This window comes from Amycolatopsis ultiminotia (assembly GCF_039536925.1).
GTDB lineage: Bacteria > Actinomycetota > Actinomycetes > Mycobacteriales > Pseudonocardiaceae > Amycolatopsis > Amycolatopsis ultiminotia.
This window is the reverse complement of sequence record NZ_BAAAZN010000002.1, coordinates 458,103-480,724: the sequence shown is the minus strand read 5'-3', so window position 1 is coordinate 480,724 and position 22,622 is coordinate 458,103. Positions and strand designations below refer to the sequence as shown.

At 71.8% G+C, this 22,622-nt stretch carries 25 protein-coding genes; 3 read left to right on the top strand and 22 right to left on the bottom strand.

Annotated elements, in window-relative coordinates; translation table 11 throughout:
* Both ABD793_RS07135 and ABD793_RS07130 read right to left on the bottom strand, forming a co-directional pair.
* Entirely contained in the window at nt 1–804 is an 804-nt protein-coding gene (locus ABD793_RS07135; RefSeq protein WP_344856592.1) for a hypothetical protein, read from the bottom strand.
* Nucleotides 804–2,267: a hypothetical protein gene (locus tag ABD793_RS07130; protein WP_344856911.1), complete on the bottom strand. Its 1,464-nt coding sequence runs from the start codon at nt 2,265–2,267 to the stop codon at nt 804–806. The genes ABD793_RS07135 and ABD793_RS07130 overlap by 1 nt, the downstream gene beginning before the upstream one ends.
* Nucleotides 2,268–2,343: 76 nt before the next feature.
* Here ABD793_RS07130 and ABD793_RS07125 point away from each other — a divergent pair, with 76 nt between their 5' ends.
* Entirely contained in the window at nt 2,344–2,781 is a 438-nt protein-coding gene (locus ABD793_RS07125) for a PPOX class F420-dependent oxidoreductase (RefSeq protein ID WP_344856591.1), read from the top strand.
* Between the two features lie 504 nt (nt 2,782–3,285).
* Here ABD793_RS07125 and ABD793_RS07120 read toward each other — a convergent pair.
* The 5 genes from ABD793_RS07120 to uvrC all read right to left on the bottom strand — a co-directional run bounded on the left by ABD793_RS07120 (nt 3,286) and on the right by uvrC (nt 9,721).
* Nucleotides 3,286–4,272 carry an LLM class flavin-dependent oxidoreductase gene (locus tag ABD793_RS07120; RefSeq protein WP_344856589.1) on the bottom strand — a complete coding sequence of 329 codons (987 nt, stop codon included), beginning with the start codon at nt 4,270–4,272 and terminating at the stop codon, nt 3,286–3,288.
* A 448-nt stretch (nt 4,273–4,720) separates the two neighbouring features.
* Nucleotides 4,721–5,710, bottom strand: a complete 990-nt coding sequence (whiA, locus tag ABD793_RS07115; protein ID WP_344856587.1) for a DNA-binding protein WhiA — start codon at nt 5,708–5,710, stop codon at nt 4,721–4,723.
* Between the two features lie 36 nt (nt 5,711–5,746).
* The gene (locus tag ABD793_RS07110) at nt 5,747–6,700 is read right to left on the bottom strand and encodes a gluconeogenesis factor YvcK family protein (RefSeq protein WP_344856908.1); all 954 of its coding nucleotides are present in this window, start codon (nt 6,698–6,700) and stop codon (nt 5,747–5,749) included.
* 1 nt (nt 6,701) lies between these two features.
* On the bottom strand, nt 6,702–7,559 hold the full coding sequence (gene rapZ, locus ABD793_RS07105) for an RNase adapter RapZ (RefSeq protein ID WP_344856905.1): 858 nt from the start codon (nt 7,557–7,559) through the stop codon (nt 6,702–6,704).
* 50 nt (nt 7,560–7,609) lie between these two features.
* Complete coding sequence (gene uvrC, locus ABD793_RS07100) at nt 7,610–9,721, bottom strand: excinuclease ABC subunit UvrC (RefSeq protein ID WP_344856584.1); 2,112 nt, start codon at nt 9,719–9,721, stop codon at nt 7,610–7,612.
* 109 nt (nt 9,722–9,830) lie between these two features.
* On the opposite strand from uvrC, the gene ABD793_RS07095 reads away from it, so the two are divergent.
* The gene (locus tag ABD793_RS07095; RefSeq protein WP_344856582.1) at nt 9,831–10,610 is read left to right on the top strand and encodes an exodeoxyribonuclease III; all 780 of its coding nucleotides are present in this window, start codon (nt 9,831–9,833) and stop codon (nt 10,608–10,610) included.
* A gap of 7 nt (nt 10,611–10,617) precedes the next feature.
* On the opposite strand, the gene ABD793_RS07090 is transcribed toward ABD793_RS07095, so the two are convergent.
* From ABD793_RS07090 to fmt, 10 genes are all read right to left on the bottom strand, one after another.
* A complete protein-coding gene (locus tag ABD793_RS07090; protein WP_344856580.1) occupies nt 10,618–10,977 on the bottom strand; it encodes a group I truncated hemoglobin in 360 nt (119 codons plus the stop codon).
* Between the two features lie 117 nt (nt 10,978–11,094).
* Complete coding sequence (locus ABD793_RS07085; RefSeq protein ID WP_344856901.1) at nt 11,095–11,541, bottom strand: PH domain-containing protein; 447 nt, start codon at nt 11,539–11,541, stop codon at nt 11,095–11,097.
* 8 nt (nt 11,542–11,549) lie between these two features.
* Entirely contained in the window at nt 11,550–11,681 is a 132-nt protein-coding gene (locus tag ABD793_RS07080; protein WP_344856578.1) for a hypothetical protein, read from the bottom strand.
* A 23-nt stretch (nt 11,682–11,704) separates the two neighbouring features.
* Nucleotides 11,705–12,211: a 6,7-dimethyl-8-ribityllumazine synthase gene (gene ribH / locus ABD793_RS07075; RefSeq protein WP_344856576.1), complete on the bottom strand. Its 507-nt coding sequence runs from the start codon at nt 12,209–12,211 to the stop codon at nt 11,705–11,707.
* On the bottom strand, nt 12,208–13,542 hold the full coding sequence (locus ABD793_RS07070; protein ID WP_344856574.1) for a bifunctional 3,4-dihydroxy-2-butanone-4-phosphate synthase/GTP cyclohydrolase II: 1,335 nt from the start codon (nt 13,540–13,542) through the stop codon (nt 12,208–12,210). The genes ribH and ABD793_RS07070 overlap by 4 nt, the downstream gene beginning before the upstream one ends.
* A gap of 30 nt (nt 13,543–13,572) precedes the next feature.
* The gene (locus tag ABD793_RS07065; protein ID WP_344856572.1) at nt 13,573–14,178 is read right to left on the bottom strand and encodes a riboflavin synthase; all 606 of its coding nucleotides are present in this window, start codon (nt 14,176–14,178) and stop codon (nt 13,573–13,575) included.
* 85 nt (nt 14,179–14,263) lie between these two features.
* A complete protein-coding gene (gene rpe, locus ABD793_RS07060) occupies nt 14,264–14,947 on the bottom strand; it encodes a ribulose-phosphate 3-epimerase (protein ID WP_344856570.1) in 684 nt (227 codons plus the stop codon).
* A gap of 23 nt (nt 14,948–14,970) precedes the next feature.
* A complete protein-coding gene (locus ABD793_RS07055) occupies nt 14,971–15,495 on the bottom strand; it encodes a flavoprotein (protein WP_344856568.1) in 525 nt (174 codons plus the stop codon).
* On the bottom strand, nt 15,492–16,916 hold the full coding sequence (locus ABD793_RS07050; RefSeq protein WP_344856565.1) for an RsmB/NOP family class I SAM-dependent RNA methyltransferase: 1,425 nt from the start codon (nt 16,914–16,916) through the stop codon (nt 15,492–15,494). The genes ABD793_RS07055 and ABD793_RS07050 overlap by 4 nt, the downstream gene beginning before the upstream one ends.
* Nucleotides 16,913–17,839, bottom strand: coding sequence for a methionyl-tRNA formyltransferase (gene fmt, locus ABD793_RS07045; RefSeq protein ID WP_344856562.1), 927 nt, complete (start codon nt 17,837–17,839; stop codon nt 16,913–16,915). The genes ABD793_RS07050 and fmt overlap by 4 nt, the downstream gene beginning before the upstream one ends.
* A 127-nt stretch (nt 17,840–17,966) precedes the next feature.
* Here fmt and ABD793_RS07040 point away from each other — a divergent pair, with 127 nt between their 5' ends.
* Nucleotides 17,967–18,425, top strand: a complete 459-nt coding sequence (locus ABD793_RS07040; protein ID WP_344856559.1) for a GatB/YqeY domain-containing protein — start codon at nt 17,967–17,969, stop codon at nt 18,423–18,425.
* A gap of 276 nt (nt 18,426–18,701) precedes the next feature.
* Here the strand turns inward: ABD793_RS07040 and ggt are convergent, their stop codons facing one another.
* The 5 genes from ggt to ABD793_RS07015 all read right to left on the bottom strand — a co-directional run bounded on the left by ggt (nt 18,702) and on the right by ABD793_RS07015 (nt 22,520).
* Entirely contained in the window at nt 18,702–20,510 is a 1,809-nt protein-coding gene (gene ggt / locus ABD793_RS07035) for a gamma-glutamyltransferase (protein WP_344856555.1), read from the bottom strand.
* Between the two features lie 48 nt (nt 20,511–20,558).
* The gene (locus tag ABD793_RS07030) at nt 20,559–20,783 is read right to left on the bottom strand and encodes a hypothetical protein (RefSeq protein WP_344856552.1); all 225 of its coding nucleotides are present in this window, start codon (nt 20,781–20,783) and stop codon (nt 20,559–20,561) included.
* A complete protein-coding gene (locus ABD793_RS07025; protein WP_344856549.1) occupies nt 20,780–21,094 on the bottom strand; it encodes a hypothetical protein in 315 nt (104 codons plus the stop codon). Before ABD793_RS07025 ends, ABD793_RS07030 begins: the two co-directional genes overlap by 4 nt.
* A 77-nt stretch (nt 21,095–21,171) precedes the next feature.
* On the bottom strand, nt 21,172–21,846 hold the full coding sequence (locus tag ABD793_RS07020) for a Crp/Fnr family transcriptional regulator (RefSeq protein ID WP_344856545.1): 675 nt from the start codon (nt 21,844–21,846) through the stop codon (nt 21,172–21,174).
* A 35-nt stretch (nt 21,847–21,881) separates the two neighbouring features.
* Nucleotides 21,882–22,520, bottom strand: coding sequence for a nucleotidyl cyclase domain-containing protein (locus ABD793_RS07015; protein WP_344856543.1), 639 nt, complete (start codon nt 22,518–22,520; stop codon nt 21,882–21,884).
* Nucleotides 22,521–22,622: the final 102 nt, after the last annotated feature.

The following is a 22,622-nucleotide window of genomic DNA, read 5'->3' as shown; positions in this document are numbered from 1 at the left end:
TTACTGCAGCGTGTCCGAAGCGGCCGCGCGCAGCGTCCCTCCGGCGCCCGCGACCGCCACGACGTCGAGTGCGAGCAGATCGTCGAACGCGGCGTCCGCGGCCAGCTCGCGCACCTGGACCTGGTACCGCGGCGTGGTGCGGTAAGTGCCGCCCTGTTCGTCGCTCACCGGCACCAGGAATCCCTGTTCGGCAAGGAACCGCAGGGCACGCGCCACCATGCCGCGGGTGGTGTCGGCGGCCATCCGGCCGTCCTTGGTCGCCGCGGCGGCCGGACGGCGGGCGTAGGCACGCCACGCCTGCTCCAGCTCCGGCGCGTCGGCCAGCGGGTCGTTGTTCGCCTCCGCTTCCTGCGCGCGCTCGTCGAGCACCCGCGCGGCTTCCCGCACCATCGCGTCGACCTGTTCCACGCTGACCCGGCCGATGTAGGTGTCGTTGGCCAGGTCGTCCGGACGTGGGTAGCCGAGCGCCGCGGTCGCCAGGTGGATGAGGCCGTGCAGCACCTTCTCGGTCTCACGTCGCTCGCGGATCTTCGCCTGGCGCGCGTAGCTGTCCATCTTGATCTCGAAGACGGACTCGTCGGTGGCCGCCAGCACACAGCCGGCCTGCTGTGTCACTTCGAGCACCATGAGGCCCAGACCGGCGGCAACCGCGTGCGTGAGCGCCTTGAAGGCGTTGTCCTCCACGTAGCGGCGCACAAGCTCGCCGTACACGACATCGCGGGCCGGCAGCTGCTTCGGGCGCATACCGAACGCGACGAGCCGCGCGGCGGCCTCGGCGTCGACGCTCGTGTGCGTAACCGGCATCAGGCGACCTCCTCGGTCTCGTCATCGGCGCGTTCCACTTGGGCGGTGTACAGCAGCAGATCGGCCCCGCCGAAGTCCGGATCGTCCAGCAGCGTGCCGTCGTCGACCGCGAGCAGCACCTGACGTTCCCCCTGCCGGCGGGCCGCACCGACCTCGGGACTGTAGGCGTACAGCGCACGCAACGCGACCAGTGACGGCAACCCGGGTTGCCCGCTCCGCCGCGCGTCCGCCAGCAGGCCGGACAGCCGCCGCGGCACCTCGGGCAGATCCAGCAGCTCGTCGGCCAGCCGCCACACGTCGTCGCCGAAGCGGTCACTGACCTCGGCCGGCACCAGCTCGGGTTCGGGGATCTCGCCGATCAGCTGGTCCCGCTCCGGGGCCGGCCGCAGCAACAGCGAGACCAGCGACGACAGCGAGGGCACCACCGGCGGGGCGATGCCGGCGACGGCGTGGAAGAAGTGCTCCGCGGGCGCGACCGCATCGGCCAGCGCCAGGTCCAGGGTGGGCATCAGCAGCTGCCCGAACAGGTCGAGGGTCGCCCGCTGCGGCGGCCCGGAGAACTGCTGGCGGTCCTGTTCGGCGCGGAACACCGCCCCGGCGTCGGCGAGCCGCGACTGCAGCCGGGTGTGCCTGCGGATGCAGTCGGCGACGATGTCGACCAGCTCGGCCGCACGGCGCTTGTGGTCGGCGTCCTCGGACTCGTCGCGCGCGGTGGTGATGTTCTTCAGGATCGCGTTCTCCGCGCGGAACCGGGATTCGATGTGCCCCAGCGCCGATTCGATCAGCTCGGGCACCTCGTCCTCCCAGTCGACCGCGCGCACGTCACGGCGCGTTGCGTCGAGCTTGGCCCGCAGTGTCTCGCCGTACTGCACGGTGCGGTAGCGCGCCTGCTCGGCGGCGAGCTTCGCGTCGGCGAGCCGGCCGCGGTTGATCAGGTTCTCCAGCTTCACCTCGGCCGCGATCTGCGCCGATTCGACGTCCGTGTCCAGCGCGCCGACGAGGACGTTGATCGCCTCGTCGGTGGCCCGCAGGTACACCTCGCCGTCCGGGGCGGCCAGCTCGACCAGCAGCTTGAAGTCGAACTGACGGCGCTGGTAGCCGCCGGGGCCCAGCGATCCGTAGACCCGCCGGAAGCCGCGGTCGGTGGTGCCGACGTTGATCAGGTTGTCCAGCACCCACTTCGCCACCCGGACGTGCTCGTCGGGCATCCGCGACGGCGCCTGCACCGCGATGAACGGCAGCAGCCGGTCGATCACCTCGTCGTGCCCGGCGCCGGTGTCGAAGTCCATCGCGATGGTGACCTGGTCGATCGTGTGCAGCGCGATCTCGGCCATCTGGTAGATCGTCGCGTCGGCCCAGTCGAGCTTGGCCTTGCGTGCGTCCAGGTCGTGCAGCGGCGCGGTGCAGGCGAGCGCCTTCAGCCGGCGGGTCAGCCCCTCGTCGGCAAGGCCCGCTGCGGTCATCTCGTCGTCTCGCACAGCAGGCCAGGCTAGTCGGCCACGCTGCGCGCACGCGCGGGTGAGCCGCTAAGGTCACCCCATGCGTGAGATGAGCCGCGACGAGTGGCTTGCCTTCGCCAGCGGCGGCACCCGTACCGGGATGCTGGGACTCGTGCGGGCGAACGGCGCACCGATCGTCACCCCGGTGTGGTTCCTGGTGCACGAAGGCACCGACGGCGACGAGCTGATCTTCACCACCGGCACGGAAACCCTCAAGGGCAAGGCCATCCGCCGCGACCCGCGGATCTCCCTCTCCGTCGACGACCAGCGTCCGCCGTATTCGTACGTCCAGTTCACCGCCGAGGCCGCACTGCACCACGACCCGGACGAGATGCTGAAATGGGCCACCCGGCTCGGCGCCCGCTACATGGGCGAGGCGAACGCCGAGGCGTACGGGAAGCGCAACGCGGTCCCGGAGGAATCCCTCGTCCGGGCGAGGATCACCAAGGTCCTCGCGCGGGCGGACATCGCCGGATAGCCGGCCTGTCGCGGGTTCGCCCGCCGTTCGCATCGGGGTTCGCCGGACCCGCATCCCGGCCGCGGTTCCGGAGAGTCACGACTCGCGTGCGCTATTGACACAGTCGTGTTCCAGGGTGTGTGATCTGTTCCGGCAAAAAATAAGAAAGTTTCCTAACTAAGTCCCATTCCCCGGTTTTCCCGGCGGCGGCTCCGAAGTCCGCCACCGGACCGAAAGCCGCGGCAGGGGTGACCGGAGCGGCGCCGGTCACCCCTGCCGCTCCTCGCGGTGCAGCCGTTTCCCGACGGCCAGGCCCCGGCGACGAGTTCACGTCCGCAGTCAGGCCCCGGCGACGAGTTCGTGCCCGCGGTCAAGCTCCGGCAACCAGCTCACGCCCGCAGTCAAGCTCCGGCAACCAGCTCACGCCCGCAGTCAAGCTCCGGCAACCAGCTCACGCCCGCAGTCAAGCTCCGGCAACCAGCTCACGCCCGCAGTCAGACCCCAGCGACGAGTTCACGCCCGCCGTCAAGCTCCGGCAACGAGTTCGTAGCAGTGCAGCCGCGCCTTCGCGTCGTAGACCGGGGTGACGATCATCAGCTCGTCCGCGGCGGTCTCCGCGGCCAGTGTGGACAGTCGGTCGGCGACGTACTCCGGTCCGCCGTGTGCCTGCGCCGCACGGAACTGGGTGATCTGCTCGGCCATCCCCGGAGCGGGCACGTGCGCGGCGGCCTGCTCCGGATCGAGCAGTTCGGTGTCCTGCCCGCCGCTGGTGAGCAGATCCTCCTTGAGCACGTTCGACGGCCCGGCGAGGTAGTGGGCCTCGTCGTCGCTGTCCGCGCAGACCGTCTCCACGGCCAGCAGCACGTACGGCTCCGCGCGCCACTTCGACGGACGGAACCGCTCGCGGTAGCGGGCCAGCGACGCGGCGGTGTTGTCCGGCCGGATGTGGTGCGCGAACGCGATCGGCAGCCCGCGTTCGGCGGCGATCTCGGCGCCGGCCGGGCTGGATGCGAGCAGCCACGGCTGCGGCACCGGCACTTCCCCCGGCAGCACGCGCAGTCCGGTGTCCCGCCCGAGGTAGCGCAGCAGCTCGTCGAGGTCGGCGAGGTAACCGGCCTCGCCGGTCGGTTCCGCGCCGCGGCGCAGCGCGCTGAGCAGTACCGGATCGATCGCACCCGGTCCGCGGCCGATCCCGAGGTCGGCCCGTCCGCCGCTGAGCGCGGACAGCGTGGCGAACTGCTCGGCGAGCACGAACGGTGCATGGTTGGGCGCCAGCACCCCGCCCGAACCGATCCGCACCCGCGAGGTCACCGCGGCCACGTGCGCGGCCAGCACCTGCGGCGACGCACTGGCGATCGCCGGTGACCCGTGATGCTCGGCGAACCAGAGCCGGTGGTAGCCCAGTTCGTCGAGGCGCTGCCCGATGCCGGCCAGCGGTGCCAGTGCCTCGGGTGCCGCGCGCCCTGTCTGCACCAGCGCCAGCTCGAGCGTGGAAAGCGGAAGATCGATCATTGCCCCACCGTAGCGAACCCCCGCCGGGCCGCGACGGCCGTCCACAGTGGATGGACGCCCGGCAGCCCAGGCGGTGCGCTGCTCGACCCCCCGCGGACGGATCGGCGAGCAGCGGCCGGGCCGGCACTGGCGCCCGGAACCGCCACAACGGAACCGAGCCGGGCCGGGCGGCACCGGCTCGTGCTCCGGCGCGAGATCACGCAGAGCCACGCCCGATCACCGGACGTCGTGGCCGTGCCTCACCACAGTGCCGTGCCCTCGCCGTCGAACGAGCCGAGGCCGGGCAGTACGTCGTCCTCGACGACCGCGGCAGTGCCATCGGTCGAGCGGCGGGCCGCCACCAGGTGCACCAAACGGACCGGTGCACCACCGGCCGGTGCCCCGCCTTACCGGCAGGCCCGGCGCATCCGCGGGAGCCCGGGGCGGGCTGGGACGGGCACGGACCGGGTCACACCTCTTCTTCGAGCATCTCCGCCGTCACCGCGGACTCGGTGTCCGGGATGCTCAGGTCCTTCGCGCGTTTGTCCGCCATCGCGAGCAGCCTGCGGATCCGGCCGGCGACCGCGTCCTTGGTCATCTGCGGATCGGACAGCTGGCCCAGTTCCTCCAGCGATGCCTGCCGGTTCGACAGGCGCAGCTTGCCCGCCGCCAGCAGGTGGTCCGGGGCGGTTTCGCCGAGGATGTCCAGCGCCCGCTCGACCCTGGCGGCCGCGGCCACCGCCGCGCGCGCGGAGCGCCGCAGGTTGGCGTCGTCGAAGTTGGCGAGCCGGTTTGCGGTCGCGCGCACCTCGCGGCGCATCCGCCGCTCCTCCCACTGCAGCACGCTCGTGTGTGCGCCGAGCCGGGTCAGCAGCGCGCCGATCGCGTCGCCGTCGCGGACCACGACCCGGTCCGCACCGCGCACCTCGCGCGACTTCGCCTGGATGCCCATCCGCCGCGCCGCGCCGACCAGCGCCAGCGCCGCCTCCGGGCCGGGGCAGGTCACCTCCAGCGACGAGGAACGGCCGGGTTCGGTGAGCGAGCCGTGCGCGAGGAACGCACCACGCCACGCCGCCTCCGCGTCGGCCACTCCGCCGGACACGACCGCGGCAGGCAGCCCGCGCACCGGACGGCCGCGCTGATCGATCAGACCGGTCTGGCGGGCCAGCCCCTCCCCGTCCTTGACCACCCGCACGACGTACCGCGTCCCCTTGCGCAGCCCGCCGCTCGCGGTGATCACGTGCACGTCCGAATGGTGCCCGTACAGCTCGTGGATCTCCTTGCGCAACCGCCGGGCTACCGATCCGGTGTCCAGCTCCGCCTCGACCACCACCCGGCCCGCCACGATGTGCAGGCCGCCCGCGAACCGCAACATCGACGCGACCTCCGCCCGGCGTGGCCCCATCTTCGTGATCTCGAGCCTGCTCAGTTCGTCCTTCACCGCGGCGGTCATCGCCATCTGCTGCCCCTCCTGCCTTCCGCTGCGCACCCGCCCTCAGCCACGGTGCTCCCCGATCGCCTCCCGCACGCACCGGGCAAGCGCACCAGGATCATGCCGTCCCGCCACGACCGGGTCGGCCACCGCCCCCAGGAGCGCGTGCGCACCCAGTCTGCGGGCCGCCCTGCGCAGACTGGCCGGGTCGGGCACCGAATCGCGGTCCGCGATCACCGCGTCGACCCGCAGCGCGGGGGCGTGTTCGAAGAGTACGTCCAGATGCCGCTCCGGCGAGAATCCGGCAGTTTCCCCCGGCTGGGGGATCAGGTTGAGCACCACGACCTTGGCCGCGGTGGTGCGCTCGAGCGCGTCGAGCAGATCCGGCACCAGCAGATGCGGCAGCACGCTGGTGAACCACGAGCCGGGGCCGAGGAACACCACGTCCGCGCCGAGCACCGCGTCGATCGCCTCGGCACAGCCCCGCGGCGGCCGTTCGACGCCACCGGCCGGGTGCAGGCTGATCCGCTGCACCTGGCCCGGTGTGCTCGCCACCGCCACCTGTCCGCGGATGCGCCGGATCGCGTCCGGGTCCTCGCTGTCGAGACCGATCACCTCGGCCTCGATCTCGAGCGGTTCCGGCGACATCGGCAGCACCCGCCCGGAGATGCCCATCAGCCTGCTTGCCTCGTCGAGGGCGGCCACCGGATCGCCGAGCACCTCGAACAACCCGGCGAGCAGCAGATTGCCCACCGCATGCCCGGCGAGCGCACCGTCGCCGCCGAAGCGGTGCTGGAACACCTCCGCCCACAGCTGCCCGCCGTCCTCGGCGGCGAACGCGGCGAACGCCTGCCGCAGGTCACCCGGCGGCAGCAGGCCCAGCTCGCGGCGCAGCCGGCCGGACGAGCCCCCGTCGTCGGCGACCGTGACGACCGCGGTGACCTCGCGGGTCACCCGGCGCAACGCGGTCAGCGTCGCGTGCAGCCCGTGTCCCCCGCCGAGCGCCACCGCGCGCACGTCACTCACGGCCAAGGTCGCGGTGCACCACCTTCACGGCCATTCCGTCCTCGTTGGACAGTCGCTTGGCGAGTTCCTCGGAGAGTGCGACACTGCGGTGCTTGCCGCCGGTGCAGCCGACCGCGAGCGTGAGGTACCGCTTGCCCTCGCGCTTGTAGCCTGCGCCGATCAGCCGCAGCAGCTGGTGGTAGCGGTCGAGGAATTCCTCGGCGCCCTCCTGCGAGAGCACGTAGTTGCGTACCTCGCTGTCGAGGCCGGTGTGCTCGCGCAGCTCCGGGATCCAGAACGGGTTGGGCAGGAACCGCACGTCCATCACGAGGTCCGAGTCCATCGGCAGACCGTACTTGTAGCCGAAGGACAGCACCGTCACCCGGGTCTGGGTGCTCGCCTCGGAACCGAACGCGTCCTCGATCTTCGCCCGCAGGTCGTGCACCGACAGCGCGGACGTGTCGAGCACGAGATCGGCCTCCTCGCGCAACGGGGCGAGCAGCCTGCGCTCGGCGGTGATGCCGTCCGCCAGCCTGCCGTCGCCCTGCATCGGGTGGCCGCGGCGGACCGCCTCGAACCGGCGGACCAGCACCGCGTCGGTGGCCTCCAGGAACAGCACGCGGGGTTTGTAGCCGCGTGCGTCCAGATCCTTGATCACCGAGGCCAGGTCGTCGGTGAAGGCGCGCGAGCGCACGTCCATCACCACGGCCACCTTGGTGATCGCGCCGCGCGCCTGTGCACCCAGTTCGACCATGGTGGCGATCAGCTCCGGCGGCAGGTTGTCCACGACGAACCAGCCGAGGTCCTCCAGGCACTTCGCCGCGGTGGACCGCCCCGCCCCGGACAGGCCGCTGACGACGGCGACCTCCATCCCGGTCCCCCGGTTGCCCTCTTGCGCACTCACGATGCTTCCTTCCCCGATCACGACCCCTGCTCCCCTCCGGCACCGGTCTCCCCGGCCAGCGCCGCCACCACGGCTTCCGCGGTGCGCCTGCCGAACCCCGGCACCGCCTCGATCTCCTCGACCCTGGCCTGTTTGAGCTTCTTCACCGAGCCGAAATGCTTGATCAGCGCGGTGCGCCGAGCCTGCCCCAGTCCGGGCACACTGTCCAATTCGGACGCCTGCAGCCGCTTCGCCCGCTTCTCGCGGTGGTAGCGGATGGCGAACCGGTGCGCCTCGTCGCGCAGCCGCTGCAGCAGGTACAGCGCGTCCGACGTGCGCGGCAGGATCACCGGATCCGGATCGGAGGGCAGCCACACCTCTTCGAGCCGCTTCGCGAGCCCGACCACCGCGATATCGGTGATCCCCAGCTCGGCCAGCACATCCGCAGCCGCGGTGGCCTGCGGGCCCGCGCCGTCGACCACGAGCAGATTGGGCGGATAGGCGAACTTGCGCGGCCGCCCGGTCTCCGGATCGATCCCCGCGCGCACCGGTTCCACGGCCTCGTCACCCGCTGCGGCGACTGCGGCGGATTCGGCGGTTGCAGCAGGTTCGCTGGTTTCAGCCGAGTCGGCGGGTCCGGTGGCTGCGGCCGATCCGGCGGTGACAGCCGAATCACCGGCTGCCGAAGGTGCACCCGTCGCGGCAGGTCCGGCAGCTGCGCCGGTTTCCTTGAGGTAGCGGGAGAAGCGCCGCCGTACGACCTCGGCGATGGAGGCGACGTCGCCCTCGGTGGCGGCCTCCCGCAGCGCGAACTTGCGGTACTCCGATTTGCGCGGCAGGCCGTCCTCGAACACCACGAGCGAAGCCACCACGTCGCTGCCCTGGATGTGGCTGATGTCCACGCATTCGATGCGCAGCGGAGCGCTGTCCAGCGCGAGGTAGTCCTGCAGCTCCTGCAGCGCCGCCGACCGTGCGGTGAGATCGCCCGCACGGCGCAGCTTGTGCTGGGTGAACGCCTCCGCGGCGTTGCGCTGCACGGTCTCGGCCAGCGTCTTCTTGTCCCCGCGCTGGGCCACCCGCAGCCGCACCTTCGAACCGCGCAGGCCGGAGAGCCACTCGGCGAGCGCGTCGGCGTCCGCGGGCAGCTCCGGCACCAGCACCTCGCGCGGCACGACCGGGCCGATGTTCACGTCGTCGCGGCCCGCGCGGTCGGACTCCTCGCCGTAGAACTGCGTGAGGAAATGCTCGACCAGCGCCGCGACGTCCATCTCCTCGGCCTTGTCGATCACCCAGCCGCGCTGTCCGCGGACCCGGCCACCGCGCACGTGGAACACCTGGACCGCGGCCTCGAGATCGTCGTGCGCGAACGCGACCACGTCGGCGTCCGTGCCGTCGCCGAACACCACCGCCTGTTTTTCCATCGCCCGGCGCAGCGCGCCGAGGTCGTCACGCAGCCGCGCGGCGCGTTCGAACTCCAGCTCCTCGGACGCCTGCGCCATCTCACGTTCCAGCCGCTTGATCATCGCGTCCGTGCGACCGGCCAGGAAGTCGCAGAAGTCCTCGACGATGGCGCGGTGCTCGTCCGCGGACACCCGGCCGACGCACGGCGCCGAGCACTTGTCGATGTAGCCGAGCAGACAGGGCCTGCCGATCTGGCCGTGCCTGCGGAACACCCCGGCCGAGCAGGTGCGCGCCGGGAACACCCGCAACAGCAGGTCGAGGGTTTCGCGGATGGCCCACGCGTGCGAGTACGGCCCGAAGTACCGCACGCCCTTCTTGCGCGCACCGCGGTAGACGTGCAGCCGCGGGAACTGTTCGTTGAGGGTCACCGCGAGCACCGGGTAGCTCTTGTCGTCGCGGTAACGGACGTTGAACCGCGGGTCGAACTCCTTGATCCAGTTGTACTCCAGCTGGAGTGCTTCGACCTCGGTGGTGACCACGGTCCACTCGACGCTCGCCGCGGTGGTGACCATCTGGCGGGTGCGCGGGTGCAGGCCGGACAGGTCGGCGAAGTACGAGTTCAGCCTGCTGCGCAGGCTCTTCGCCTTGCCGACGTAGATGACCCGCTTCGCGGCGTCGCGGAACTTGTACACGCCGGGGGCGTCCGGGATGCTCCCGGGCTGGGGTCGGTAGGTGGTCGGGTCAGCCACCTCTCCACCCTATGGTCCGCCCCCGACAGTTTCGCGGCGCCCCTGCGCTGGCCACCCCGGCCGGCTCTGCGACCGGGGCCGCGCCACCGGATGTGGGATGCTCGGCCGCATGCGCGTCGCGACCTGGAACGTGAACTCGATCCTGCCCCGGTTACCGCGGGTGCTGGACTGGCTGGAGCACACCGCGCCGGACGTGCTGTGCCTGCAGGAGCTCAAGAACACCACCGAAGCGTTCCCCGCCGACCAGGTCCGCGCGCTCGGCTACGAGGTCGCCGCCTTCGGGCTCGGCCGGTGGAACGGCGTCGCGATCGTGTCGAAGGCGGGCCTCGAAGACGTGGTGCGCGGACTGCCCGGCGAGCCGCAGTTCGACGGGCAGTCCGAAGCACGCGCGATCGGTGCCACCTGCGGCGGGGTACGGGTGTGGTCGGTGTACGTGCCGAACGGCCGGGAGCCGGAAAACCCGCACTACGCCTACAAAGTCGAATGGCTGGCGGCGCTGCGCGGCCTGGTGGGCGCGGAGCTGCGCGAGCCCCGGCCGTTCGCCGTACTGGGTGATTTCAACGTGGCCCCGACCGACGCGGACGTCTGGGACATCGAAGCCTTCGCCGGTGCCACGCACGTGACCGGTCCGGAACGAGCGGCACTCACGGCACTGCGCGAGGCCGGTCTGTCGGACGTCTTCCCCAGGCCGCTGAAGTACGACCACCCGTTCACCTACTGGGACTACCGTGCCGGGAATTTCCCGAACAACAGGGGAATGCGCATCGACCTGGTGTACGGGAACGCGGCATTCGCCGGGGCGGTGACCGACGCGTACGTCGACCGCGAAGCCCGCAAGGGGAAGGGCCCCTCGGACCACGCACCGATCGTCGTGGACCTGGATCGCTGACGACCCGTCACAGCGGCGCCACGATGTCCTCGGCGAGCGGTGCGACCGCGCCCAGGATCGTGTCCACCATGGGCTGCGGCACCCCTGCCGCCTGCAGTGCCTCGGTCAGGTACTTCGCCACCAGGTCGAAGTGCCGCTGCTCGATACCGCGGCCGCGGTGCACGTCCTTCATGGTCCGCCCGCGGTACTCGTCCGGACCGCCCAGCGCGGCGGCGAAGAACTCCACCTGCATGCCCTTCAACCGCGGCAGATTCGTGCCGCGGAAGAACGGCGCCAGGTCGGGGTCCGCGAGAACCCGCGCGTAGAAATCGTCGACGACGGTGATCAGGGCCTCCTGACCACCGATCTCGTCGTAGCTGGTCGCCATCTCGTCTCCGTCCGATCCGCTGTGGTGGGCGGATCCAGGAAACCGGTGGCGTGTTTCGGCCGGATGAGCACGAGGTCACCGACGGGCAAGCAAGAGCGCACCACGGACCGGTGCGGCTCAGGAACCCGCCGCCGCACGGTGCAGCCGGCGCAGCGCGCGCACTGCGGCCACCGCGCGTTCGCGATCCACCGCCTGCACAGCCATCACCGAGAAGTACTCGTCGTCCGGCAGCTCCAGCCGGGCCCACGACGCGCCGTCCGGGAAACTGATCGACAACACGTCGGCCCAGGCGAAGCGACGGGTCGTGAGCACATTGCGGATCTCGATACCGGTCGCGTCGGCGCGGACCCTGGCCATCGCGAACAGCATCGTGCCCGCGGCCAGCAGCACCCCGATGCCGATCATCGCGACCTGATCCGACGGCTCGAACACCACCCCGGTCCGCGAACTGCGCAGCAGCACCGCCACCACCACGAACACCGCGAGCAACACCACCGCCAGCACGCTGCACATGACCAGCGCCCGACGCGGCCGGATCACGAGGGCGGTCTCCTGCTCGGTCATCACGCTGCTCACGCCGCCTCCGCGGGAAAAAGCACGTCGGCAGTACGGAACGCCGCCTCCGCGGGAAAAAGCACGTCGGCAGTACGGAACGCCGCCTCCGCGGGAAAAAGCACGTCGGCAGTACGGAACGCCGCCTCCACGGGAAAAAGTGCGTCAGCGGGCCTCACACGAATCCCCGTTCGGTCCACGGCTGGCGCAGGCCGCGGAGCACGTGTGCGGTGTCCAGTGCGGCCACGGTCGCCTCGTAACCCTTGTCCTCCACCGAACCTGGCAAGCCGGCGCGGTCCAGCGCCTGCTGCTCGGTGTCGCAGGTCAGCACGCCGTTGCCGACCGGTGTGCTCTCGTCGAGCGCGACCCGGGTGAGGCCCGCGGTGACCGCGTCGCACACGTACTCGAAATGCGGGGTGCCCCCGCGGACCACCACACCCAGCGCGACGACCGCGTCGTGGTTGCGTGCCAGCGCCTGCACCGCCACCGGCAGCTCCACCGCGCCCGCGACGCGGACCACGGTGGGCTCCTCCTCCAGCTCGGCCTCCTTGGCCGCGGCCAGCGCTCGCTCCAGCAGCGCGTCGGTGATCTTCGCGTGCCAGCGCGTGGCCACCACGGCCAGCCGCAGTGCCTTGCAGTCCCGCAGGTCGAGCGCGGTCTCCGGCCGCCCCTCGCCGCTCATCGCGTGCTCTCCTCATCGCCTTCCGGACCGGCCGCGCCGACCTGGTCGTAGTGCTCCAGCTGCGCAAGGTCGTGGCCCATCCGGTCCCGCTTGGTACGCAGGTACCGCAGGTTCTCCGGATTCGGCGAGATCGGCAGCGGCACCCGCCCGGTGACCCGCAGCCCGTACCCCTCGAGGCCGACCCGCTTGGCCGGGTTGTTCGTCAGCAACCGCATCGACCGCACGCCGAGGTCGCACAGGATCTGCGCGCCGGTGCCGTAATCCCGCGCATCGGCGGGCACGCCGAGCGCGAGGTTCGCGTCCACGGTGTCCGCGCCCGCGTCCTGCAGCTGATAGGCCTGCAGCTTGTGCAACAGCCCGATCCCGCGGCCCTCGTGCCCGCGGATGTAGAGCACGACGCCGCGGCCCTCGTCCGCCACCGCCTGCAGCGCCGCGTCCAGCTGCGGGCCGCAGTCGCAGCGCAGCGAGCCGAACACGTCGCCGGTCAGGCATTCCGAATGCACCCGGACCAGGATGTCCTCGCCGTCGCCGACCTCGCCGTACACGAACGCGACGTGTTCGATGCCGTCGAGCAGGCTGTCGTAGCCGACCGCGCGGAAGGTGCCCGCGGCCAGCGGGATCCGGGCGTCGGCGACGCGCTCCACCTGCTTTTCGGTACGCCGCCGGTAGGCGATCAGGTCGGCGATGGTGATCATCCGCAGGTCGTGGTCGGCCGCGAACACCTCGAGCTCGTCGCGGCGGGCCATATCGCCCTCGTCCTTCTGCGACACGATCTCGCACAGCACACCCGCCGGATGCAGGCCGGCCAGCCGGGCGAGATCCACCGAAGCCTCGGTGTGCCCGGGACGGCGCAGCACCCCGCCCTCCTTCGCCCGCAACGGCACCACGTGCCCCGGACGGCGGAAGTCCTTCGCGGTCGCCTCGGGATCGGCCAGCAACCGCGTGGTGTGCGCCCGGTCCGCACCGGAGATCCCGGTCGTGACGCCCTCGGCGGCGTCCACCGTGACGCTGTACGCGGTACCGCGCTGGTCCTGGTTCGTGTGATACATCGGCGGCAGGTCGAGCCGGTCGGCCTCCTCCTCGGTGAGCGCCACGCATACGTAACCCGAGGTGTAGCGCACCATGAACGCCAGCAGCTCCGGCGTCGCCTTCTCCGCGGCGAAGATCAGGTCACCCTCGTTCTCGCGGTCCTCGTCGTCGACCACGACCACCGCGCGCCCGGCCGCGATGTCCGCGATCGCCGCTTCGATCGCGCCCACGTCGAACACCGCGCCTGCCCCGCACGGGCTCCATCCCGCCTTCGGCTCGGCCGCTGCCTTCGTCTCGCTCACGGGTGCTCCTCACCTGCTTCGGGGCCGACGTCACACATTGTGCGCGCTCGCCGCCACGTGTGGGGCAGTGAGCTTCTCCACGTACTTGGCGACCACGTCGACTTCCAGGTTCACCAGATCACCGCCCTCGCGCCTGCCGAGGGTGGTGGCTTCCAGCGTGGTCGGGATCAGCGCGACCGAGAACCGCTCCTCGGAGATGCTCGCCACGGTGAGCGAAACCCCGTCCACGGCGATCGAGCCCTTCTCCACCACGTACCGGGAAAGCGCCGGGGGCAGCGCGAACGTGGTCACGCCCTGCTCGTCACGGGAGACGAACACGCCGGTGCCGTCCACGTGCCCCTGCATGATGTGCCCGCCGAGCCGGCCGCCTGCCGGGGTCGCGCGCTCGAGGTTGACCGGGTCACCGGCGGCCACCTTGGCGAGGCTGGAACGCCGGAGTGTCTCGTTCACCACATCGACGGTGAATGCGTCCCCGGACACGGTGACCACGGTCAGGCACACCCCGCTCACCGCGATCGAGTCACCGTGCGCGGCGTCGGAGGTGACCAGCGGGCCACGCACCGTCAGCCGGGCCGCGTCGGTCCGCTGCTCGACCGCGGTGACCTCGCCGATCTCTTCGACAATTCCCGTGAACACTGCTGCCCTCCTCGCCGGACCACCGCCCTTGGCGGTCCCTCCATCCAACACCCGCGCGGTCCCCGGGGCTTCCCGGGCCGTGCACTCAGCCCGCGCGGTGCCGGGCGGCCTGTGCACGCAGTGCGGCGACGGCCTGCCCCGGGTCGTCCGCGCCGTAGACGGCCGAGCCGGCCACGAAGCAGTCGACCCCGGCTTCGGCGGCCTGCTCGATGGTGTCGGCGTTGATCCCGCCGTCGATCTCGACGACCAGCTTCAGCTGCCCGGTGTCGACGAGCCGGCGCGCGGTGCGGACCTTCTCCAGGACGTCCGCGATGAACGACTGTCCGCCGAAGCCCGGTTCGACCGACATCACCAGCAGCGTGTCGTAGTGCTTGAGCGCGTCGAGCCACGGTTCCAGCGGCGTGCCCGGTTTGATCGAAAGACCCGCCTTCGCCCCTGCCGCGCGCAGGTCCTTGGCCAGTTTGACCGGATCCTTCGCGGCCTCCGCGTGCACGGTCACGTTGTACGCGCCGGCCTCCGCGTACCCGATCGCCCAGCGGTCCGGATCCTCGATCATCAGATGGCAGTCGAGCGGTATGTCGGCGACCTTCAACAGCGACTGCACCACCGGCAGGCCGAGGGTCAGATTGGGCACGAAATGCGCGTCCATCACGTCCACGTGCACCCAGTCCGCGCGGGCCGTACCGGCCTGCGCGACGGCCGCGATCTCCGCACCGAGCCGGGCGAAGTCCGCGGACAGGATGCTGGGTGCGATGAGAGGTTCGGCCACGGTCCGAGTGTAGGAGGATCCGGCTAACCTTCGGGCACCGGCCGGGACGGCGGCGGCAACCGGTCCAGCACCGCCGACCACGAGCGGCGCGGGTCGAGCCGGTGGAGCCGGACGCCGGCTTCGGCGAGCGTGTCCAGGTGCCGCGGCCAGGCCGGATGGTGCGCACGGGTGTCCAGGACCTGGTACGCCACCACGATCGTGATCCCCGGCGTGCCCAGCACGTCGCCGAGCAGCGTCAGCGCCTGGTTGTCGGCGACGCCGAGAGCGAGTTTGGCGACCGAGTTCGCCGAAGCGGGCGCGAAGAGGAACACCCGCGGGTCCGGATGCGGCCGCGGCTGGCCCGGCAGCCGGGAGGCGCTGCGGACCGGCAGGTCCGTGGTCGCGGCGAGGCCGTCGAGCCCGCCGGTGCTCGCCAGCCAGTGCGCGGCGGTGGGCGTGAGGGTGATCGCGAGCCGCCAGCCGAGCGCGGCCGCAGGTGCCGCGAGCTCGGCGGTGAACCGGGTGTCCAGCCCACCGCACGAGCTCGCGACCAGACCGAGATCGGTCACGGCTTGCGCAGCACGGCGCAGAACATCGCGTCCGTGCCGTGCCGGTGCGGCCACAGCTGCACGTACGGCCCTTCGCCGAGCTGCGGCACCTCGGGGAACAACCCGCGCGCGTCCAGCACCTCGGACTTCGTGCGGCGCGCGGTCTCCCCGACCACACCTTCGGTCTCGGCCAGGTGCGGCGAGCACACCACATACGTGACGACGCCGCCCGGCCGCAGCAGGTCCAGCGCGGCGAGGAGCAGTTCGCCCTGCAGCTTCGTCAGGTCCGCAACATCCGAGGGCTTGCGCCGCCACCGTGCTTCGGGGCGGCGCCGCAGCGCGCCGAGACCGCTGCACGGGGCGTCGACGAGGATCCGGTCGTACCCGGGTTCGAGCTCGGACTCGCGGCCGTCGGCGACGTGCACGGTGACCGGAAGACCGATGGTGGCGTTCTCCACCAGCCGGGCCCGGTGCGGCGCCTTCTCCACGGCGTCCACCCGGGCACCGTGGATCTTCGCGAGCGCGCCCAGCAGCGCGGCTTTCCCACCTGGACCGGCACACAGGTCGAGCCAGCGGTGGTCGGAGCCCTCGAGCGGCGCCTCCGAGGCCGCGATCGCGCACAGCTGGCTGCCCTCGTCCTGTACCGCGGCGAGCCGTTCGCGAATCGGCTCGGCGTCCGCCGGATCACCCGCGCCCGCCGGAAGCCGCACGCCGTAGGGCGAGTACGGCGCGACGTCGCCGCCGGTGATCGCGGCGAGTTCGTCGGCGCTGATCTCACCCGGCCGCGCGACGAGGTGCACCTCCGGCCGCTCGTCGTCGGCTTCGAGCGCGGCCTTCAGCTCCGCGCCCTTGTCCCCCAGTGCTTCCGCGAACGAACGCGCCACCCAGCGTGGGTGCGCGGTGCGCAACGCGTAGGCACCGATCGGGTCGGTCGCTTCGTCGGGCACCAGCTCGTCGAGCCACTGCGCCTCTTCCTTCGCCGATACCGCGCGCAGGATCGCGTTCGCGAAACCCGTTGCCCACGAACCGGCTTCGGCCCGCACCAGGTCCACAGTGGACCCGACCGCGGCGTGCTCGGGGATCCGGGTGCGCAACAGCTGGTACACGCCGAGCCGCAGTGCGTCGAGCACCACCGGATCGGTCTTCTCCACCGGACGGTCGGCGCACGCGCCGATCACCGCGTCGAGCAGCCCTTGCGCCCGCGAGGCGCCGTAGGTGAGTTCGGTGGCCAATGCCGCGTCACGGCCGCCGATCCGGCGTTCCCGCAGCAGCTGCGGCAGCACCAGGTTGGCGTATGCGTCCTTCTCCCGCACCGCACGCAGCACGTCGAAGGCGACCTGCCTGGCCGGATCGATCTCCGGCGGGCGGCGCGGTCCCGCCTTGCGCGGGGCCGGACGGCTCCGCTGGGGCCGGTCCGGCCTCCGCTGTCCACGCTCGTTCACCGCAGGCGCTCTCCTTCGTCAATCCGCGTTCCGCGCGCCCAGTCGGTGGCCGCCATCCGTTTCTTTCCCGGTGCCTGTACCTCGCCAAGCCGCACCGGTTTCGTCGCCGTGCCCACGAGCACGCGCTTGCGCTCCACGACCAGCTCGCCGGGCGGCGGACCGGGCTCGTCGAGCACGGTGACCGGGCCGAGCTTGAACCGCTCGCCGCGGAATTCCGCCCACGCGCCGGGATCCGGCGTCACCGAACGGATCAGCCGGTCGATGCCTGCGGCCGGTCCGGCGAAGGACACCCGCGCATCCTCCACGCTCACCTTCGGCGCGTAGCTCACCCCCTCGCCGGGCTGGTCGAGCGCGCGCAGCGTGCCGTCCTCGATACCGTCCACGGTGGACTGCAGCAGGTCCGCGCCGGAACGGGAAAGCCGGTCCAGCAGTGCACCCGCAGTGTCGGCCGGGCCGATCTTCTCGGTGACCACGCCGTACACCGGGCCTGCGTCGAGTTCCTTCACGATGCGGAAGGTGGACGCGCCGGTGATCTCGTCGCCGGCGCGGATCGCCGCCTGCACCGGCGCCGCGCCGCGCCAGGCCGGCAGCAGCGAGAAGTGCAGGTTCACCCAGCCCTGCGCAGGGATGTCGAGGGCGGACTGCGGCAGCAATGCGCCGTAGGCGACGACCGGGCAGACGTCCGGGGCGAGCTCACGCAGCCGGGTGAGGAAGGCCGGGTCCCCGGCCCGCGCCGGGGTCAGCACCTCGATGCCGTGCTCGTCGGCGAGCGTGCCCACCGGGGAGCGCAGCACCTTGCGGCCGCGGCCGGTCTGGGCGTCCGGCCGGGTGACCACGGCGACGACCTCGTGCCGCCCGGACGCGAGCAGCGCACGCAGTGCGGGCACCGCGGGCTCCGGGGTGCCCGCGAAGACGAGGCGCATCACCGCACCTCCGGCGGAAGAAAAGGGAAATCATGCTGGTCGGCCATCAGGACGAGTCTAGAAGACCGGCCCGCACCGGATGCGGCGCACCGGCGCGCCGCGGGGGCGATGGTGCGAGTATCGGGCCATGACCACGCTGAAGACGACCCTGCGCGACGACCTGACCACCGCGATCAAAGGACGTGACCAGCTGCGCTCGGCGACCCTGCGGCTGACGCTGTCCGCGATCGGCTACGAGGAAACGGCAGGCGACACGGCCCGCGAACTGTCCGACGACGAGGTGCGCAAGGTGATCACCCGCGAGGTGAAGAAGCGCCGCGACGCCGCCGATGCGTTCGAGAAAGCAGGCCGCGCCGAGTCCGCGGAGCGCGAACTGGCCGAGGCGGAGGTACTCACGGCGTACCTGCCGGCCCAGCTCTCGGACGACGAACTGCGCACGCTGGTGACCGAAGCACTGACGGAAACCGGAGCATCCGGAATGGCCGCGATGGGCACGGCGATGAAGGCGGTGCAACCGAAGGTCGCCGGGCGCGCAGAAGGCGGCCGGGTGGCAGCCGAAGTGAAGCGGCAGCTGGCAGGCAGCTGACCGCGCCTCCCGCCCCGGGGCGCCGACGGCCGCCCCGACTCCCGCGGCGGAACCGCACGCCTCATCCGGGCCGGCCACAGGCACCAACCCGGGAAGCCGACCCGGCACCCACCGCGGGCATCAACTCCGCACGCCTGACCCAGGCCCACCCACCGGCACCAACCCCCACCACAGGCACCGGCCCGCCGGGAATCCGGGCCCGGCCAGACGGCAGAGCGCGACGCCCGGGGCACCGGGTCCCGGCCGTCGCCGGGATCGGGTGCCGGGGTCAGCGGGTCAATTCTCTCCCGGCCACGTCCACGGCAGGACCACCTGCGCGGCGCCCTGGCCTCGTCGTACCGGTTCCGCGGCGGCCAGCCAGCGGCCGTCGCGCAGCCGTTCCACGCCGGTCGACGCGCCGATCTCCGCCGGCGACGACGAGTAGGACTGGCCGCGGGCCTGCAGGTCGGCGGCCGCCGGCTGGTCGAGGAAGGCCTGTTCCACATCGGAGGTCGCCGCGTTGCGCTGGGACACCCGAGGTGCCGCGATCGCGTCCTCCAGCGACAGGCCGCGGTCGATCCGGCCGAGCAGCACCTGCAGCACCGTGGTGATGATCGTTGCGCCGCCGGGCGAACCCTCGGCGAAGAACGGTTTCCCGTCCCGGAGCACGATCGTCGGGGCCATCGACGACCGCGGGCGCTTGCCGGGGCCGGGCAGGTTCGGGTCCGGTACGCCGGGCGTCACCGGAGTGAAGGAGAAGTCCGTCAGCTCGTTGTTGAGCAGGAAACCGCGTCCCGGCACGACCATGCCGCTGCCGCCCTCCTGCTCGATGGTCAGCGTGTAGGCCACGACGTTGCCCCACTTGTCCGCCGCCGTCAGGTGCGTGGTGTGCTGCCCCTCGTACGGGGTCGGCGCGCCGACCGTGCCCGCCGCGCACGGCTGCGGATGCCGTGGGTCGGCGGGAGCGACCGGGCTCGCCGCCGCGTGGTCCTTCGAGATCAGGCACGCGCGGCTGTCCGCGAACTTCCGGCTCAGCAGCTCCTTCGCCGGCACGTCGACCGTCGCCGGGTCGCCGATCCAGCGGTTGCGGTCGGCGAAGGCGTACCGCGACGCCTCCAGGAAGTACTGCAGGTAGTCCGCCTGGCTCGCATGCGCCAGGTCGTAGTTCTGCAGGATGTTCAACGCCTCGCCGACGGTCAGCCCGCCGGAAGAAGGCGCGGGCATGCCGTAGACGTCCAAGCCGCGGTACTGCGTGTGCGTCGGGTCCCGTTCGATCGCCCGGTACGCCGCGAGGTCGGCGTCGCTGAGCCGGCCGGGCCGCACCTTCAGCGTCGAAGCCGGATCGACCGGCGGTTGCTGTACGGTCTTGGCGATGTCCGCGCCGATGTCGCCCCGGTAGAGCGCGTCGGTGCCCCGCTCGGCCAGCTCCGCGTACGTGCCGGCGAGGTCCGGGTTGCGGAACACCGTGCCGGGTGCCGGGGGTTGTCCGCCGGGCAGGTAGAGCGACCGCGTGGACGGGAAGGCGGCGAACCGTTCCGCGTTCTCCCCGACCTGGTCGTGGAACGTCTGATCGACGACGAAACCTTTGCGCGCCAAGGCCTCCGCCGGTGCGACGGACTGGCCGAGCGAACGGGTGCCCCACTTGCGCAGAGCTTCCTGCCAGGTGGCCGGCGTCCCCGGCACGCCCACGCTCAGGCCGCTGGTCACCGCGTCCGCGAAGGGCAGCGGCTTGCCGTCCTCCACGAACAGGTTCGCGTCGGCTGCCTTCGGTGCGGTCTCCCTCCCGTCGAGGGTGTGCACCTTGCCGGTTTTTGCGTCGTAGTAGACGAAAAACCCGCCTCCGCCGACCCCGGCGGAGAACGGGTCCGTGACGCCGAGCGCGGCCGCGACCGCCACCGCCGCGTCAACCGCGTTGCCGCCCCTGCGCAGCACCTCCGTGCCGATGGCTGTCGCGTCGACGTCGATGCTCGACACCGCACCGAGGTAGCCCTTCGCGACGGGGGACTTGGGAGTCGGCGTGGCGGCGGAGGCGGACGCCGTCCCGGCGACGCCCACCAGCGCGGCCACCGAGAGCACCGCGAGAATTCTTCTTCCGGTCCTGGACATGCGGCGAGTCTGCCCCGGCCGCGGTGCGCCCACAACCGGCGTCCAGACTCACTTGTAGGCCACCGCGACCATGGTGAGCGTCGCCAGTCCGCCCACACCGCACACCGCCACGACGATGGTGACCAGCGCCGCCGCGGAGGCCGCCACCCGCACCGCGAAGCCGGCGAGCCGGTGCAGCGCGCGGACCACCACGATCAGCAGCAGGAGCGCCAGCACCAGGATGCCCGCCGAGGCGTCCGAACTGCTGCCGGCGGCCTGCGCCACGGCGTTCATGATCGGGTCCGCAGTCCGTGGGCCGTCCTGGCCCGCCGAGCGGCCCGCTCGCGGTACTGCTGCTCCTCGGCCCGCTCGCGGCGTTCCTCGGCACCGAGCCGGACGGTCCACCGCCAGCCTGCCCACACCGCGAACCCGGCCCCGGCCAGCACCACCAGGAAGGCCTGTCCGACGAGCCCGTCGAGCGGCGCCAGCCGCAGCAGCACCAGCAGCGCCCACACCTGCGCGAGGGTGAACGGGACGACCAGCGCCGCCGCGTACACCCCCCGCCGCCAGCGAACCGGCTGCGGGACGGGAAGAAACGGTTCCATGACTGCCTCCCTCGGTGGTGTGCTTCCAGAAAACCCCGGCCGTACCGGGAAATCTGTGTCAGCTGACACGTTGGCGATCAGCGGGCGAGCCGCCGCAGTTCCTCGAACCGGTGGATGCGCACCTGCCCTCGTCCGGTGCTGATCACGCCGCGCCTGCGCAGTTCGCGGGTCACCCTTGCCCACGACTCCCGCGAGATCGCCGCGGTCATCGCGAGTTCCGCCTGGGTGCCGGGAACCGTGATGTCGATGTCGGTGCCGTTCCGCACGCCGTGCTGCACGGCGAGCTGCATGAGCTGGGCGGCCACCCGGCGGGTGATCGCCCCGCCGCCGAGGTCGAGCCACTGCCGCCCGACGTCGCGCAACCGGTCGGCGAGCACGAGCAGCAGTGCCCAGGAGATCGCCGGTTCCCGGCGGCACAGCGCGGCGAACCGGGTCGCGGGGAGCACCAGCGCGCCGACGTCGTCGAGTGCTTCGACGGTGGCCGAACGCGGTCCGCCGTCGATCGCGGCGAGTTCGCCGACCACATCGCCCGCGACGCGCACGCCGATCACCACTTCCCGCCCGTCCGGGGTCACGTTGGTGATCCGGACGTGCCCGGTCAGCAAGAGCAGCACAGCGCCGGCACGATCGCCTTCGCGGCACAGCACGTCGCCACGCCGGTAGCTGTGCCGCACGGCCAGCGCGGTCAGCTTGTCGCGATCGCCGGCGCCGAGCGCCGGCCAGAAACCGGACGACAACCCGGTCGTCTCCACGGGGCCCACCTCCTGCGTCGTCGGATCCGGACCCCTCAGGCAGTGAGCCCCGCATCCGGGCGGTCGGGGTCGGCCACCGGAAACGCCTCGGTGGTGCGGATCCAGCCGCGCCTCCGCTGGCCGCCCACCCGGACGTGCAAGACGCGGGTGAACGCGCTGCGGTCGATACCGGCGTAGCCGTGCCGGACCACCGAACGGTGGATCTCGTGCGAGACGACGAGTGCGAGCGGACCGGAGGAGTTCCGCAGCCGTCGCCGGACCTCCGGTGCGTCGAGCAGCCGGCAGGCGATGTCGATGTCCTCGCCGTAGGGGCCGTGCGCGTCGTAGTGCACCTCACCGGCGTGCAGCGCGACGCGCAGCCGGAAGGCCAGCTCGGGCCGCTCGTCGGCGTGCCTGCCGAGCAGCACGGCGAGCGCCGGGACGACGGCCGCGAGCAGCACCGTCTTGGGTGCTTCGTCGACCGGGTGGACGAGGCAGAGCGCTCCGTCGCCGCGATCGACGAAGGCGTCCCGGCTGCCGTCGGTGATGCCTGCGGCGCGGAACGCCTCGTCGAGCAGGTCGAACAGGACCGCGCGCAGTTCGGCGCGGGCCGGGTTGGTGCGCGTGGTCGACCCTTCGATGTCGACCACCACGATCGCTCGGTGCCGTGGCGCCTGCAGTGCTGAAGTGTCCATACCGGCCCCCTTGTTCAGGAAGCTACTGAAATCTAGTAGACTTTCACAATCGGAACTATAAGGGCTATCCACCAGCTGAACAATGGCTTTGACCAGGAGAAG

Excerpts from the sequence above, each read along its gene's own strand:
- ABD793_RS07135 (WP_344856592.1), bottom strand. The coding sequence starts at position 804 with ATGCCGGTTACGCACACGAGCGTCGACGCCGAGGCCGCCGCGCGGCTC.
- ABD793_RS07130 (WP_344856911.1), bottom strand. The coding sequence starts at position 2,267 with ATGACCGCAGCGGGCCTTGCCGACGAGGGGCTGACCCGCCGGCTGAAG.
- ABD793_RS07125 (WP_344856591.1), top strand. The coding sequence starts at position 2,344 with ATGCGTGAGATGAGCCGCGACGAGTGGCTTGCCTTCGCCAGCGGCGGC.
- ABD793_RS07120 (WP_344856589.1), bottom strand. The coding sequence starts at position 4,272 with ATGATCGATCTTCCGCTTTCCACGCTCGAGCTGGCGCTGGTGCAGACA.
- whiA (WP_344856587.1), bottom strand. The coding sequence starts at position 5,710 with ATGGCGATGACCGCCGCGGTGAAGGACGAACTGAGCAGGCTCGAGATC.
- rapZ (WP_344856905.1), bottom strand. The coding sequence starts at position 7,559 with ATGGAGGTCGCCGTCGTCAGCGGCCTGTCCGGGGCGGGGCGGTCCACC.
- ABD793_RS07095 (WP_344856582.1), top strand. The coding sequence starts at position 9,831 with ATGCGCGTCGCGACCTGGAACGTGAACTCGATCCTGCCCCGGTTACCG.
- ABD793_RS07090 (WP_344856580.1), bottom strand. The coding sequence starts at position 10,977 with ATGGCGACCAGCTACGACGAGATCGGTGGTCAGGAGGCCCTGATCACC.
- ABD793_RS07085 (WP_344856901.1), bottom strand. The coding sequence starts at position 11,541 with ATGACCGAGCAGGAGACCGCCCTCGTGATCCGGCCGCGTCGGGCGCTG.
- ribH (WP_344856576.1), bottom strand. The coding sequence starts at position 12,211 with ATGAGCGGCGAGGGGCGGCCGGAGACCGCGCTCGACCTGCGGGACTGC.
- fmt (WP_344856562.1), bottom strand. The coding sequence starts at position 17,839 with ATGCGCCTCGTCTTCGCGGGCACCCCGGAGCCCGCGGTGCCCGCACTG.
- ABD793_RS07040 (WP_344856559.1), top strand. The coding sequence starts at position 17,967 with ATGACCACGCTGAAGACGACCCTGCGCGACGACCTGACCACCGCGATC.
- ggt (WP_344856555.1), bottom strand. The coding sequence starts at position 20,510 with ATGTCCAGGACCGGAAGAAGAATTCTCGCGGTGCTCTCGGTGGCCGCG.
- ABD793_RS07030 (WP_344856552.1), bottom strand. The coding sequence starts at position 20,783 with ATGAACGCCGTGGCGCAGGCCGCCGGCAGCAGTTCGGACGCCTCGGCG.
- ABD793_RS07025 (WP_344856549.1), bottom strand. The coding sequence starts at position 21,094 with ATGGAACCGTTTCTTCCCGTCCCGCAGCCGGTTCGCTGGCGGCGGGGG.
- ABD793_RS07015 (WP_344856543.1), bottom strand. The coding sequence starts at position 22,520 with ATGGACACTTCAGCACTGCAGGCGCCACGGCACCGAGCGATCGTGGTG.